General features: G+C 60.5%; 12 protein-coding genes. 1 reads left to right on the top strand and 11 read right to left on the bottom strand.

The genetic code is table 11. The features are described 5' to 3' along the window. Nucleotides 1–8: 8 nt before the first annotated feature. The 6 genes from ASC96_RS15730 to ASC96_RS15705 form a co-directional block, all read right to left on the bottom strand. Nucleotides 9–1,133: a substrate-binding domain-containing protein gene (locus ASC96_RS15730; RefSeq protein WP_060504096.1), complete on the bottom strand. Its 1,125-nt coding sequence runs from the start codon at nt 1,131–1,133 to the stop codon at nt 9–11. A gap of 62 nt (nt 1,134–1,195) precedes the next feature. Continuing rightward, a complete protein-coding gene (locus ASC96_RS15725) occupies nt 1,196–2,197 on the bottom strand; it encodes an ABC transporter permease (protein WP_060504095.1) in 1,002 nt (333 codons plus the stop codon). Next, nucleotides 2,194–3,174, bottom strand: coding sequence for an ABC transporter permease (locus tag ASC96_RS15720; protein ID WP_060504094.1), 981 nt, complete (start codon nt 3,172–3,174; stop codon nt 2,194–2,196). The genes ASC96_RS15725 and ASC96_RS15720 overlap by 4 nt, the downstream gene beginning before the upstream one ends. Continuing rightward, nucleotides 3,171–4,679: a sugar ABC transporter ATP-binding protein gene (locus tag ASC96_RS15715; protein ID WP_060504158.1), complete on the bottom strand. Its 1,509-nt coding sequence runs from the start codon at nt 4,677–4,679 to the stop codon at nt 3,171–3,173. Before ASC96_RS15715 ends, ASC96_RS15720 begins: the two co-directional genes overlap by 4 nt. After that, nucleotides 4,676–5,524 carry a sugar phosphate isomerase/epimerase family protein gene (locus ASC96_RS15710; RefSeq protein ID WP_060504093.1) on the bottom strand — a complete coding sequence of 283 codons (849 nt, stop codon included), beginning with the start codon at nt 5,522–5,524 and terminating at the stop codon, nt 4,676–4,678. The genes ASC96_RS15715 and ASC96_RS15710 overlap by 4 nt, the downstream gene beginning before the upstream one ends. Nucleotides 5,525–5,531: 7 nt before the next feature. Next, nucleotides 5,532–6,398 (bottom strand): sugar phosphate isomerase/epimerase, encoded by an 867-nt coding sequence (locus ASC96_RS15705; protein WP_162246362.1) that lies wholly within the window; start codon nt 6,396–6,398, stop codon nt 5,532–5,534. Between the two features lie 161 nt (nt 6,399–6,559). Here ASC96_RS15705 and ASC96_RS15700 point away from each other — a divergent pair, with 161 nt between their 5' ends. Further along, nucleotides 6,560–7,594: an AraC family transcriptional regulator gene (locus ASC96_RS15700; RefSeq protein ID WP_060504091.1), complete on the top strand. Its 1,035-nt coding sequence runs from the start codon at nt 6,560–6,562 to the stop codon at nt 7,592–7,594. Nucleotides 7,595–7,776: 182 nt separating this feature from the next. On the opposite strand, the gene ASC96_RS15695 is transcribed toward ASC96_RS15700, so the two are convergent. From ASC96_RS15695 to ASC96_RS15675, 5 genes are all read right to left on the bottom strand, one after another. Beyond that, a complete protein-coding gene (locus ASC96_RS15695) occupies nt 7,777–9,060 on the bottom strand; it encodes a type II toxin-antitoxin system HipA family toxin (protein WP_060504090.1) in 1,284 nt (427 codons plus the stop codon). Next, nucleotides 9,060–9,404 (bottom strand): helix-turn-helix domain-containing protein, encoded by a 345-nt coding sequence (locus ASC96_RS15690; protein ID WP_060504089.1) that lies wholly within the window; start codon nt 9,402–9,404, stop codon nt 9,060–9,062. The genes ASC96_RS15695 and ASC96_RS15690 overlap by 1 nt, the downstream gene beginning before the upstream one ends. Before the next feature lie 667 nt (nt 9,405–10,071). Beyond that, entirely contained in the window at nt 10,072–11,730 is a 1,659-nt protein-coding gene (locus tag ASC96_RS15685; RefSeq protein WP_060504088.1) for an FMN-binding glutamate synthase family protein, read from the bottom strand. A 209-nt stretch (nt 11,731–11,939) separates the two neighbouring features. Then, entirely contained in the window at nt 11,940–12,146 is a 207-nt protein-coding gene (locus ASC96_RS15680; protein ID WP_060504087.1) for a hypothetical protein, read from the bottom strand. 217 nt (nt 12,147–12,363) lie between these two features. Continuing rightward, on the bottom strand, nt 12,364–12,900 hold the full coding sequence (locus ASC96_RS15675) for an NUDIX hydrolase (RefSeq protein WP_082512102.1): 537 nt from the start codon (nt 12,898–12,900) through the stop codon (nt 12,364–12,366). Between the last annotated feature and the right edge of the window lie 613 nt (nt 12,901–13,513).

Raw genomic sequence — 13,513 nt, 5'->3', positions numbered from 1 at the left:
GATTGTCGTTACTTCCCGCCCCAGGCTGCCGGATAGTCGGGCAGCTTTTCGCAGCCGCACATCGCGTGGTGCAGCGGCGGCATCTTGTCGTTCACATACTGGTCAAGCGTCTCGGCGGAGATCGCCGGCTGCGGCATTACCCATTCTGGCCCCGGCACCGCCTCGCCCTTCAGCACCTTGACGGCCGCGATGACCGGCGTGCGCCACTGATAGGTCGGATAGGTCGGCGCGATTGCCTTGAAGCCCTCTGCCTTCCATTTCATCAGGAAGTCCTGTTGGTCCTCGCCAGTGATGATCGGCAGCGGCAAGCCGGAATCCTCGAAGGCCTCCAGTGCGGCGACGGCCGTCGCGCCGGCATCCATCCAGATCGCATCGATCGAGCCGCGTTGCAGATAGTCCTCGACGATGGACTTGGTCTTGGCGTTGTCGCCCTCGGTGAATTCCTCGCCGATGACGTTCAGCCCCTTCTCCTTGAAGATGCGCTTGGCCGCAGAGGCGCGGGTTTCCAGCACGTCGACGCCGGGCACGATCCGCAGCATCAAAACATTCGCGCCGGCCGGTGCGGTGGACGCCACGAACTCGCCGGCCTGGATGCCGAAACCGTAGCCGCCGACCGGGTGGATGAAGGTCACCGGGCACTTGGTGTTGACGCCGCGGTCGAAGACGATGACCGGCAGCTTCGCACAGGCTTTTTCCACTGCGGGCGTCAGCGCCGCCGTGGTGTTCGGCGAGACGATCAGCGCCGAGCACTTGCCGCCGTTGATCAGGTCATCGATGTCGGAAATCTGCTTGTCGTCGGAGCCTTCGGCATCGACATGAATGAGTTCCTTGATCTCCGGATGCAGCTTCACCTCGGCCTGCATGTTGGTCCAGCCGGTCACCCGCCAAGCATTGTTCACGCCGGCATTCGAGAAGCAGATCGTGTAGGGACCCTCCTTCTTGTATTGCGTGGTGTCGGCCATCTGGTCACCGTAATATTGCACCCATGGTTCCCCCTCCGGACCATTGGCTTTCGCCGTCAGCATTTCGCGCTGGCGGGCAAATTCCGCGGGGTCATCAAAGTTCAGCTGTTGGGCCTGTGCCGTGCTGGCAAGCAGGGCAGCAGAAAGGGCGGCGGTCAGCAGTTTTTTCATGTCTCACTCCCATTTGATCATGATAGTCAGGTTCCTCCCGGCGGCCTTGCGGCCGGCGAAATTCAGGTCCGGCCGGCGCGGTTGCGCCGGTAGGTGGCAAGCACGACGGCGACGATCAGGATCACGCCCTGCACGACGTCGCGCACCGGTTTCGGCAAGCCGATGAAATTGAGCAGCGTGAAGATCGCCGTCAGCGTCAGCGCGCCGGCGATCGACGCCGGCACCGAGCCGCGCCCGCCGAGAAGCTGCGCCCCGCCGATGACGCAGGCGGTGATCGCCTGCAATTCGTAGCCGACGCCGACATCGGTCGAGACACCGGCAAAACCGCCGAGCAGGATGCCAGCCGTCACGGCACTCAGCGACGAGATGACGAAGGCGATGATGCGTACCCGCTCCAAGGGAACGCCCGACATCTGTGCAGCGCGGGAGTTGTCGCCGATCGCATGCAGCAGACGCCCGAGATTGGTGCGGTGCATCAGCCAGAACAAGCAGAGGCCGACCACGACAAGCACGAGCAATGCCATCGGCAGGAACTGGATGAGCGGAATGCCCTGAATGTTCACGCGCCCGAAAAAGCGGAACGTGTCGGGCAGGTAGCCGCGCGGCGAACCGCTCGACCACATGAACGCCGCGCCATTCAGCGTGATCATCATGCCGAGCGTCGCGATCAGCGAGGGCACCCGCAGATAGCTGACAACGAGGCCGTTGACCACGCCGACGGCAAGCCCGAGGGCATACATGACCGGGATTACCCACCAGCTCGCATCGGCATTGTTGTTGAGCAGCATAGAGGAACCGACCACCGTCAGCGTGATCACCGAGCCGACCGAGAGATCGAAGCCACCGGAGACGATGACGTAGATCTGACCGGCAGCAAGGATCGCAAGCGGTGCGGCCCGCTTCAGGAAATTCATGTAGCCGGTGGGCTCGACGAAATTCGGGTTGGACAGCGTGATGGCGACAAGCAGCGCTGTGAGCACGAAGAAGACGGGATTGATCTTCGGCAGACGACCGCTGTTCGTCGCGCCGGGCGCCTTTGCGGAACCGACGGTTTCCTGGATCATGCCACTATCCTCTTCGAACGTACGGCGTAGAAAGCGACGGCAGCGACGATGATGACGCCGCGCATCACCTGCTTGGCGAAGGCATCGACGCCGGCGAGATTGAAGATCGAATCGATCAGCGAGAAGATGATGACGCCCGCGACAGTACCCCAGATTCCGCCCTTGCCGCCGGACAGGATCGTGCCGCCGATGACAACCACCGCGATCGACTCGAGGTCATAGGCGCCTTCCGCGCCTATCCACGGCGACCCGGATTTGAGACGGCTTGCGAGATAGAGGCCGGCGAGTGAGGCGCAGAGGCTGCAGATGATGTGGCTTGCCATCACCACCCGCGTCGTCTTGATGCCGGCAGCGCGCGCCGTATCGCGGTTGCCGCCGACCGAATAGATGTTCGAGCCGAAGCGGGTGAAGCGCAGCACAGCCCAGGCCGCCAGCACGAGGAGCACAAGCACGATGAGGCTGACCGGCAGCCCGAGCACCTCGCCATAGGCGAAATACTGGAACGCAGCCGGCACCGAGCCGCCAAACCGGCCATGGAAGGAGGCGAGGCAGCCCTGGATGATCAGCGCCATACCAAGTGTCGCGATCAGCGGATTGACTTCCAGCTTGGTGATCATCAGCCCGTTGAGCGTGCCGACCACGGCACCCATCAGCAGCACGGCGAGAATGGCAGGCACCATCATCGCCGGATCGCCGTTCATGATCGCCGAAGAAACGACAGCGGACGCCGAGATCAGATGCGCCACCGACAGGTCGATCGATCCGACGAGGACCGCAAAGGTCTGGCCAACGGCGGTGATGCCGAGCGCGATGGAGCGGTTGAGGATCGAGATCGCCGCTTCCGGCGTCAGGAAGCGTGTGAGGCCGAGGCCGAGCGCGATCGCGATATAGATGGCGAGCGCTGCTGCAAGCAGCAAAGCCGGTGCATAGCGCTCCATGCGCCAGGCAGGACGTTTGGTGAGGGTCGCCATGTTCATGCCGCCACCGCCTCTTCGCCGGTCGCCGCGAGCATGACATCGGCCTCCGACACGCCACGCGAGAACGCGGCCACGAGTTCGCCGGCGCGCATGACGAGGATGCGGTCGGCAGCACCCAGCACCTCCGGCAGGTCGGACGACACCATCATGATCGCCGTGCCCTTGCGCGCGAGATCGCGCATCAGGTGATAGATACCGGCCTTGGCATTAACATCGATGCCGCGCGTCGGCTCAATGAAAATCAACAGCCGCGGTGCGAGCGCCAGCCAGCGCGCCACGATCGCCTTCTGCTGGTTGCCGCCCGAAAGCGCCTTGATCTCCTGGGAGAAGCTGCCGCCCCTGACATCAAGATCGTGCAGCAGCTTGTTCATCTCTTCAGCTGAGGTAAACGGCGTCGCATCGGCCTTGCCGGCGAGCCCGGAAAGTGCCCTTGACGTCAGCAAACCATTATCCGCCACCGACTGCATCAGCACCAGCGCTTCGGCCTTGCGATCGCCCGGAAGCAAGCCGATACCGGCGCGGATAGCGTCGCGTGGATTGGTGAAGAGCGCCGGATTGCCGACAAGCAAAACCTCGCCCTCGGTGAAGGGTAAAAAACCGAAGATGGCCTGGGCGAGCGCCACCCGCCCTGCCCCCTGTAATCCGGCAAAACCGACGATCTCACCGGCGCGAAGCTCAAAGGAAATATCCTTCAGCCGGTCGTTGCCGGCATGGCGCACGGACAGCACGACGTCGCCGATCTCCTGCGGCGTCGCAGGTGCCGCATAGAAATCGCCGATATCGCGGCCAACCATGGCGCGCACGATCGTATCGGGTTCCGGCACATGATCGAAGCTCGCGGCCGTCTCGCCGTCTTTCAGAACGGTCACCCGGTCGGCAAGCCGCGTGATCTCGCGCATGCGGTGGGTAATATAGATGATCGCGACATTCCGCTTCTTCAACGTGTCGACGAGGCCGAACAGCACCTCGCATTCCGCCTCGTTGAGCGCCGCGGTCGGCTCATCCATCACGATAACCTTCGCATCGAGCGACACTGCCTTGGCGATCTCGACCAGCTGCTGGCTGGCGACATCGAGGTCCGCCACGACCGTATCCGGCTCGATCCGGTGCGCGGAACCGAACAGCGCCAGCACGCGCCGTGCCTCTGCGTTCATCGCCTTGTGGTCGATCAGCCCGAGCCGCGTCGGCTCGCGGCCGAGAAAGATGTTCTGTGCGACGGTGCGCTCCGGCAACAACGAGAATTCCTGGTATATCACGGCGATACCGGCGCGGATCGCCTCCAGCGGGTGGGTGAAATGCCGCTCCTCGCCGCTGACGACCACGGCGCCGCCATCCAGCCGGTAGAGGCCGGAGAGAATCTTCATCAGCGTCGACTTGCCGGCGCCGTTTTCGCCGGCGAGCGCGTGTACCTCACCCCGATAGGCGGAAAAACTTACGCTCTTCAGCGCCTTTACCCCGGGGAAACTCTTGGTGATGCCGCGCATCTCGATTGCGGGATTGTTCATGCTGCTGCCCATGTCTTGCGAATGAACGTTGCGCTTTCGGAGAAAAGCGTCTCGAAATCCGGAAACAGCGGCCGCCAGACGCGGGTCGCCGCCGCAATCGCCGGTAGGCCGGCCCCGAAGGCCTCAAGCGTCAACCAGCCGTCATAACCGATTTCCTTCAACACGGTGAACATCGCCGCGAAGTCTATGTGCCCCCGCCCTGGGATGCCACGGTCGTTTTCCGACACATGGAAAACGCCGATATCCGGACCGATCAGCCGGATGGCCTCTTCCTGCCGGCGCTCCTCCACATTGGCATGGAACGTGTCGTACATGATCTTGAAGGCGGGATGCCCGACCCGGTCGACATAGGCGCGGGCCTGCTCCATCGTGTTGAGATAATAGGTCTCGAAGCGGTTGAGCGGCTCGAGGCTCAAATAGATCCCGTGGGTCGCTGCCCGCTCGGCCAGCGCGCGGTGTGCATCCGCACCGTATTTTAACTCGTCTTCGCTGGCGCCGGTGCCCGTGAAGACGCCGATCGGCGCATGAAAAGGCCCACCCATGCTTTCGGCGCCGAGCGCGATGGCGCAATCGAGCGCCCAGTCGAGATGGGCAAGCCCGCGCGCCCGAACCTCGGCATCGCCACTGATGGGACTGGCCTCCGGTGTCGGCACGATCGAGGTGGTCGACCGGCCAAGTCCGAGGGCGTCGAGTTTTTTGCCCAGGCGCTCGTAGTGAGCGACCTCGCCCTTGAGGACCGGCACCTCAACGCCGTCGTAACCGAGATCACGCAGCCGACCGATGTTATCGAAATGACTGTCCTCGACGAAATCCGTCAGGCACAGAAGGTTGATGCCGAGTTTCATGGCGCGCTCAATGCAGCTTGATGCCGAGATCACGGCAAGTGGCGCGGATCCAGGCCAGCGACTTCTCGATCATCGGCCCCGCCGCCCCTTCGCATTCAAGGCTGAGCACGCCGTCATAGCCATGGTCATGCAGTTGGGCGAGGCAGGCCCTGATATTGTCGGCATTGACCCCGTCGCCGAGCGCGCAATGGCTGACGGCAATGCCGGTCTGTCCGCCCCGCACTGCGTCTGCCAGCGATTGCGACACGTCCTTGACGTGGACATGGCTGACCTTGTCGATGAAACGCGGAAGAAACTCGGTCGGCACCTGGCCGGCGATGAAGGTATTGCCGGTATCCATGTTCATACGCAGCCACTTCGAATCGACGAAGTCCAGCATGCGTGCCATGAATTCCGGGCGTGTCGTGAAATGCCCGTGCGGCTCGATATTGACGATGATCTCGTGTGCCTCCGCGACCTCGATGATCTTCTCGTAGCTGCGCTTCATCAGCGCCATCGATTCCTCTTCGCTCAAGCCCTCCGGCATGTGCAGCCCATCCGTCGTGTCGACGCAGGGGCTGCCGGCCTGCGCGGCCCAGGCGATCGATTTCAGCACATAGGGCACACCCCTAAGCGGACCGTCCTCGCCGGAAAGCGGATAGGCGGCATCGACCTGGGAGAAGCGCACGCCGTATCGGTCCATCTTGCGGCGAAGCAGTGCGGGGTCTTCGTAGAGCGCGACATGCGGCTGGTAGCCGAGGCCGTGAATCCAGCTCACGCCGTCGATCAAGCCGCACTCAATGAAGTGCACATCGTGGTCGTTCGCCCACTGCAAGCATTTTTCGAACGACCAGTAGGCCGAATTGAACGCGTCCGTGTGGAAGCCTATCCGCACCGGCAAATCCTCCCTGTTTCCCCTCCATGCCATTGAGTTTCAACGGCAAATCACCGGTGCTTCGATTTGTCACTTGATGATGGTCAAGTATTGCGCAATAAATCGTTGCCCGCGTTCGAAATAGAGGAGTGGTAAATTTTGAACATCGGCGGAGGAGAGTGATGAACAAAGCCAACAACGAACGGGCCGTCGGCCGGCCCGCTGTTTTCCGTGAGCCGGGCGCCCTGCTTTATGCCGGCAACTGCCAGGACCTGATGAAGGCGTCGCTTGCCGGACAGGTCGCGCTCAATGCCTGGACGAGGCGAGGTTATCCGGGGACGGACCTCGGCAAGGCGCTGCCACAAGTCTGCTCTGTCGGCGGCTGGGACGCGACGACGCCGCAGGACTGGGGCCTGCGCGAACATTGCAACGAGGGTGTCAAGATCGCTTATCTGGCGCGCGGTTCGCTGACCGTCACGATGGATGGCCGTAAAACCACGCTCAACGAAGGCCAGATGTTCGTCGTGCGGCCATGGCAATTGCATGCGCTCGGCGACCCGACCATCGGCGCCAGCCATATCATCTGGGTCCTGATGGATATGGGCGTGCGCCGCCCGCACGAGACCTGGCTATGGCCCGATTGGATCGGCTGGCCGGAGCGGGATCGCAAAAGGCTGAGCGAACTCCTGTCGAAAAACGAGCAGATTTCCTATCTCGCTTCACGCGACGTCACGCGCACCTTCCTGGAGATTCACGAGGTGGTCGCCGGCGGCGACATCGAGGGCGGCGAAGCGAGGCTGCGCCTGCTGATCTCGATGATGCTGCTGCAGTTCCGCCAGATGCTGGAAAGCCAGTCGCCGGTGCTGGACCTTGCCCTTGCGAGCTCGAAACGCACCGTGGAGATTTTCCTGAAACGACTACGACACGCGCTCGACGAAGACTGGACGCTGGAGAACATGGCGGCCGAGTGCAATCTCTCACGCACCCAGTTCACCCAGCATTGCCAGGTACTGACCAACATGACGCCTGTTCGCTATTTGCAGATGCTGCGACTCACGGCGGCACGCCAACTGCTCGAGAGTGGTCAGCAATCCGTTACCCACGTCGCCTTCGACTGCGGATTCTCGTCCAGCCAGTACTTTGCCACCTGCTATAAGAAGCGTTTCGGTTTTTCTCCGGTGGAGACGCCGCGACTGCAGGCAACTATGAGTGGCTGAACGCGTTTGCGGCAGGTTCCATTTGCCGGAACGGGCGGGCTTCAACGCCGGCGGTGGCCAGCAGGCCGAGCTTGCGCCAACATTCCAACCGGGTACCCCCTTGGGGCATTGCCAGTAAGACGCGCTCCATTCGAGCACGCTCCGATCGAGAGCTGGCAAAGGGATTTCTTCCTGCGGTAAGCCTACGACTTGCTTTCGGCGACTAACGGCATTTGGTTCATTCTGTATAACAGGTTCTCCGCGGCCTTTATCGGCAACAATGTCCTCAGCATATCAGGCCAGTTATCGAGAGCTATCCTCACCGACTTTTTGATTTCTTTTTCGATCCAGTCCGGTTCCAACTCCAGGAAGTCGGCAATCCGGCGAAAGCGATGCAGGCTGACCTTGGAAAAATCGTAAGTTCCCGCCATTTTCAATGCGAGCCGATCACCAGGGGCGAACAAGACTGTAGGGACGATATCGTAAGCCGGCGACAGCCGTATCACGCCCGGTGCTGGTAAAATAAAAGACCAGTTTTTCAGGTGGTTGTCACCGTTTCCAATGAGGACATCGGCAACCATCCTGCGAAACCCCTCAAGGACGTCAGCACGCCAGTCCGTACTAAAGCGCTTTATCATATTCAGCATCGTTTCATAGGTCGCCATGGTGTATTTCCGCTCCCCTACCGCACCCACGATTTGAGCACCATCTTCCATATGAATGCGTTGCTCTGCACCAGGCCTGTCGAAGCGATCGACGACAAGGGCGTTTTCCCCCTCGCTGAGAAGCCTCTCATCTATGCCGTAGATATTCTTGGTCGACGTTAGGCGACAATTTGCCGTGTCAATCCCGAGCATTTTGCTGAGGGTCATCGCGGCATACTCGGCCTCTGGAAGACCGGGATATTGCTTCGTTGGTACTTTCAAAATGCACCGGCCTTCGCCGGCGCGCCCCGGCGCAGTAATCCGATCGCCATCTGCAATTGCCGAAAATTTGAGTTGAACGCCAGCCAAGGAAAATTTCACGGCTCCTTCAGGCAAAGGGGCGGCCACGCCGCGGATACTTTGAACTTCGATCGGACCAACAGACGAGGGCACCGCTGTTTCAGGCGTGACAATAATTCCTCCCGGCAAATCTGCCCCGAGACGGATCAAGAGATCGAACTGGTCGTGATCGCCAGGTCCCATCTCACTCATGACGAGATCACGCAGTGCGCCTTCGGGCAATAGGCCGGAAAACCATGGCGGCAGATAGCCATTGAGACCGATTTTGTCACCGCGACCAGCCAAACGCCTACGGGTCGCTTCTTCGTCGCCGGGGACATACCAGCTTAAACTTACAATTGGCCGCTGGTCATCGCGAAAATATGCTTCGTCCACGAAGAAGGCGGACGCGCCGGTGCTGTCGCGCGAAAGTGTACCGACGCGAACCATACTTTGGTCGGGCCGAACCAGCCTAACGGCTAAAACTGCACTCTCCTTCGCCATCAAGATTCCTCGTCATCGGAAAGATCAACAAAGAGGTTTTCGAACGTTTCGTTGTACTCATCACCCCTTTTTGATGAGGCCCGTCTGGGGGCTAAAGACTCCGCTACATCCGCATATCGTTCCTTCGGCACCAGAAGCGGCATGACACCCAAAGCGTCGCAACAGTCGAGAAGAAGGGCCAATCGGTCCTTGCCCTTGCGGCTATGAACGAGATCTCGTTCCAATTCGGAAATCCGCGCACGGTCCCGGCCCACGCGCTGCGCAAGATCCGGCTGCGTCATCGCCCTTGCTTTACGGGTCGTCTGCAGCTGTGAACCGAGTTCTTTCGCAATATCAAGCGCCATTACGCTACTTCTCCCATTAAGAGCGTCGTTACGCTACCGAAAAACTTGACGACACGAAAGCGGAATTGCGCTCATTTGAGAACATAGATCGCAGTTCCGATTTTTTTGAGGTCGAAACAAGATTTCAAAGAATCGTACGCGGCCTCATCAATCAAAGACAACAACGACAGATTTTATGGTGACGCCCCGTCTCCATCGGTCGTGGGAAATGGCCCAATGGCTTCTGATCAATGAAGATTGGTAAGCCGCAGACAACGTAATGTCGCCCACGACAGCACTATTCTTTATTGAATGATACATGTTCCTGGCCAATCCCTGCAGGAGTTCCGCGCGCAGCCTACCAGAGACACGGCGGCGATCAGGACGCAGGCGATGGCGGTAATTTTTTTCAATGTTGCGTTTCTCAATGGCTCGGTCCTTGTCTCTCACAGCAGACCGATGGCTGGAAGGGCGCCGGATGTCCCCGCGACCGTTTGCGGTTGTCGTTCGTCGTCCTCAACCGGGCGCTTCCCTGTACACGCCAGAAACCCGATCGCGGGACGCAAAGACTGGCGCAGCCCACATCATCAAAGATCGGGATCCGCCATTTTCCAGATCCGTGTGCAAACGCCATTCTATAAGCTAAGCTCTCGAAATAAACACCTTGGCGGACCCGATCCTCGGGCCTTTACGCCGCCTTGCGCTTTCGAAACGGCCCGTGCGGGATTTCGGGTGGCGCAAAACTGTCAGCGCCGGCGCGGTCCCAGCGATCGTACCAATCGGCGAGTTCCGGAATTTCCGCGCCCGATACGAGGAAGCCTTCGGGAAGATAGGGATAGGCCTCGTTGCCGTCGAGAAACTCGTTATCCTTCTGCCGGAACATGAAATGGTAGGGCATGAAATTGCTGGGATCGTTCAGGCCGGCGGCACCAGCGATTTCCCCCAGCGCCCGCATGGTGTTGCGATGGAAGCGGGCGACGCGGTCGCTCTTATCGCCGCGGTCGATCGCGCGCTGGCGTACCGGATCCTGCGTGGCTATCCCGACCGGGCACTGGTTGGTGTGGCAGGACTGCGCCTGGATGCAGCCGATCGCGAACATGAAGCCGCGCGCGGCATTGCACCAGTCCGCGCCGAGCGCCAACGTGCGGGCAATGTCGAAGGCCGACACGATCTTGCCCGCAGCCCCGATCCTGACCTGATCACGAATGCCTGCGCCCCGCAGCGTGTTGTGAACGAAGGTGAGGCCCTCAAGCATCGGCATGCCGACACGGTTGGCAAACTCGACCGGGGCAGCACCCGTCCCGCCTTCCGCGCCATCGACCACGATGAAATCCGGAACGATCCCGGTCTGCAACATGGCCTTGACCATGCTCATGAATTCCCGGCGATGGCCGATGCACAATTTGAACCCGACCGGTTTGCCGCCCGAAAGTTCACGCAGTTGGCCGACGAACTGCATCAGGCCGATCGGCGTTGAAAATGTGCTGTGCGCGGCAGGCGACATGCAGTCGATACCCATCGGGATACCGCGCGCCTCAGCAATTTCGGGCGAAATCTTCGAGGCCGGCAGCATGCCGCCATGGCCAGGCTTCGCCCCCTGGCTCAGCTTGATCTCGATCATCTTGATCTGGGGATCGGCGGAAAGCTCTGCGAACTTTTCTGCAGAGAACCGGCCGTCATCGCCGCGGCAGCCGAAATAGCCCGATGCGATCTGATAGATCAGGTCACCGGCGCCCTGCCGGTGGTAACGGCTGATGCTGCCTTCCCCGGTGTCGTGGGCGAAACCACCCTTCCTTGCCCCGGTATTGAGGGCGAGGATGGCATTGGCCGAGAGCGAACCGAAGCTCATGGCCGAAATGTTGTAGAGGCTGGCGCTATAGGGCTGTTTGCAGGCCGGGCCGCCGACACGCACCCGGAAATCCGTATCGGCAATGGTGACCGGGGTGGCGGAATGGGTGAGCCAGGCATAGCCTGAACCATAGACATTCTCGATCGTACCAAAGGGCCTTTTGTCTTCCACGCCCTTGGCGCGCTGATAGACGAGACCACGATCCTGCCGGTTGAACGGAACAGCGTCGTTGTCGCTTTCGATGATGTATTGGCGGATTTCCGGTCGGATGCTTTCGAGCAGGAAGCGCAAGTGCCCAACCACCGGATAGTTGCGCAGGATCGCGTGCTTGCGCTGGCGCAGATCGTGAACGCCGAGAAGGAACAACGCGCCGCAAATCGCAGCGACAAAGAGCAGCCAGCCATTGTAGATCAGGGCCCCGCCGAGGGAGGCAAACGTCGCCGCCCCGAAAAAGAGAAACGCTGCATAGCGTTGATTGGAAACGAAGGCCTTTACCATGATGTCTGATCCGAAAAGTCGCTGATGTCGAGGGTCGGTGTATCGGGGTGCGTGCAGGCATACACGGCGAACGACACGACCACTCCCATAACCATCCTTGTGGAGCCGAATGTTTAGGAAGCGGTAAAAAGCCAGTCGTTCGCCGCCGTCTCAGGTGCCTGGCGCGTTTTTATTCACAAACTCGCCAGGCACTTTTGCTGGTAACGTTCCTAGAAGCTAACGCCTTCCAGTTTCCCGATCAGCAGGTTGCGGTCCTCGATGGATCTCAGCCGCACTGTCAGGGCCATGCTTTTGACCGGCACCTGCGGCGGCAGGGACAGGGCGACGCCCGGAATGTTTTCGGTCGCCCATTGCTTGAAGCGGGGCAGCTTGTTCGGGCCGCTGATGGGGAACGTGTGGGTGTATCGGAAGCTCATTGTTGGCACTTTCTAAAAAATGAGCAACGGCCGAGCAAGAATGGGCCGGCGTTGCTCCGCAGGTTATAGTCTCGGATCTGGCAAACTCCTGGCGCCACTCTTGCCGTCGCAGGTAGTGGCGCCAGGCTGTCAGCGTCCGGTGCTGATCCTGCGAATGGGAGAGATGAAGGCCCGTCGGCAGCGGCGGACAAAACCCGTTGGAAACATCGGAGCGTCCTCAGTTGCCGGTCGTACGCAGGGCGTTGAAGGGCAGATTGTGCCTGCCGGACCGGCTGAAGGCTTCCAGACGCTCCGGCGCGGCATCAAGTGCCCTCACGAACGCGGCAAGTTCGGCATCGTCGAGTTGGTCTGCTGCGGCCGCCAGGGAAAACCACCGGCGTTGCCTTTGTTCCTTCTCGCGCCAATGGCTGAGCGTGCCACGCACGTTCATGCCGAACACGGCAACGCGGCAAGAAGCCCGCGAACCGTCGTCCAACGCCTTAACGTAGCGATAGGTCGTTACGGGCTTCAGCGAAATATCCCCGAAAATCCCGGCCTCTTCGAAGGCTTCCCGCGAAGCCGCGACGAGGGGCGAACAACATTTCATCGGCCATCCCTTGGGCATGATCCATCGCCCCCGCCGGCGCGAGGTGATAAGCAGGACCCTCAGTTCGCCGTCGCTTCGGATGCGCCAGGGAAAAACGCCGACCTGCTGCAAATCGTCCACGCCGCTGGCTCTCAAGGCGGGGGCGTCGGCTTTCGTCGAATAGCTCATCGTCCGTCGCCCCCGTCGAAACAACCGGAACGGGGCGATCCCACATTCCATTCGCGAACAGCGCTGGACACACGACGAACAGTAATGGCGGGGGTCTTGCACCAGGGGCACCGGGTGGCAGCGCCGGGAAGTTGATGATGACAGGTGACGCAGATCGGACGAGACCGGAACACGGACATGGATACGCTCCATTGGTGCGCCGTATAGGCGCGACATGAACCGCACTGTTTGATCGTGTGGTTCCCGGAGCGGCGGGTCTGTGGCGGCGTTACAGAATCAAGGCTACCTGCTCCGGGTAGGGGAGCATGCTTGATCGACGAGCCTCGACATCCTGATAATCGTGCCTATTTGCATAGGCCCTATGTGGCCGTTCAATGCAGCTCTTTCAAGAGCAAATGCGAGGCGCTGCTGGAATAAGAAACTTTAAAAAAGGATCATTTTTCAGGGCGCAGATCGGAGTCAGCGGGCTTTGGCGATGCGGATAAATGCGCACAACTTGCCCTGAAAGCACACGGATCTCCATTCACTCTGCTTACATCGCATTGCCGGCTTCGGTGCTAACCGCTAGGTTGGCCCGATGTTGACAGATCTTAATCTCAATCTCCTGCGGTCG

It is taken from the genome of Rhizobium sp. Root1204, assembly GCF_001424965.1.
GTDB lineage: Bacteria > Pseudomonadota > Alphaproteobacteria > Rhizobiales > Rhizobiaceae > Pararhizobium.
Note: the sequence above shows the minus strand (reverse complement) of the source record. Positions and strands in the feature narration are given on the sequence as shown.

What these genes read in the sequence shown, in the direction of transcription:
- ASC96_RS15730 (WP_060504096.1), bottom strand. Translation starts at nt 1,133, where the DNA reads ATGAAAAAACTGCTGACCGCCGCCCTTTCTGCTGCCCTGCTTGCCAGC.
- ASC96_RS15725 (WP_060504095.1), bottom strand. Translation starts at nt 2,197, where the DNA reads ATGATCCAGGAAACCGTCGGTTCCGCAAAGGCGCCCGGCGCGACGAAC.
- ASC96_RS15720 (WP_060504094.1), bottom strand. Translation starts at nt 3,174, where the DNA reads ATGAACATGGCGACCCTCACCAAACGTCCTGCCTGGCGCATGGAGCGC.
- ASC96_RS15715 (WP_060504158.1), bottom strand. Translation starts at nt 4,679, where the DNA reads ATGAACAATCCCGCAATCGAGATGCGCGGCATCACCAAGAGTTTCCCC.
- ASC96_RS15710 (WP_060504093.1), bottom strand. Translation starts at nt 5,524, where the DNA reads ATGAAACTCGGCATCAACCTTCTGTGCCTGACGGATTTCGTCGAGGAC.
- ASC96_RS15700 (WP_060504091.1), top strand. Translation starts at nt 6,560, where the DNA reads ATGAACAAAGCCAACAACGAACGGGCCGTCGGCCGGCCCGCTGTTTTC.
- ASC96_RS15695 (WP_060504090.1), bottom strand. Translation starts at nt 9,060, where the DNA reads ATGGCGAAGGAGAGTGCAGTTTTAGCCGTTAGGCTGGTTCGGCCCGAC.
- ASC96_RS15690 (WP_060504089.1), bottom strand. Translation starts at nt 9,404, where the DNA reads ATGGCGCTTGATATTGCGAAAGAACTCGGTTCACAGCTGCAGACGACC.
- ASC96_RS15685 (WP_060504088.1), bottom strand. Translation starts at nt 11,730, where the DNA reads ATGGTAAAGGCCTTCGTTTCCAATCAACGCTATGCAGCGTTTCTCTTT.
- ASC96_RS15680 (WP_060504087.1), bottom strand. Translation starts at nt 12,146, where the DNA reads ATGAGCTTCCGATACACCCACACGTTCCCCATCAGCGGCCCGAACAAG.
- ASC96_RS15675 (WP_082512102.1), bottom strand. Translation starts at nt 12,900, where the DNA reads ATGAGCTATTCGACGAAAGCCGACGCCCCCGCCTTGAGAGCCAGCGGC.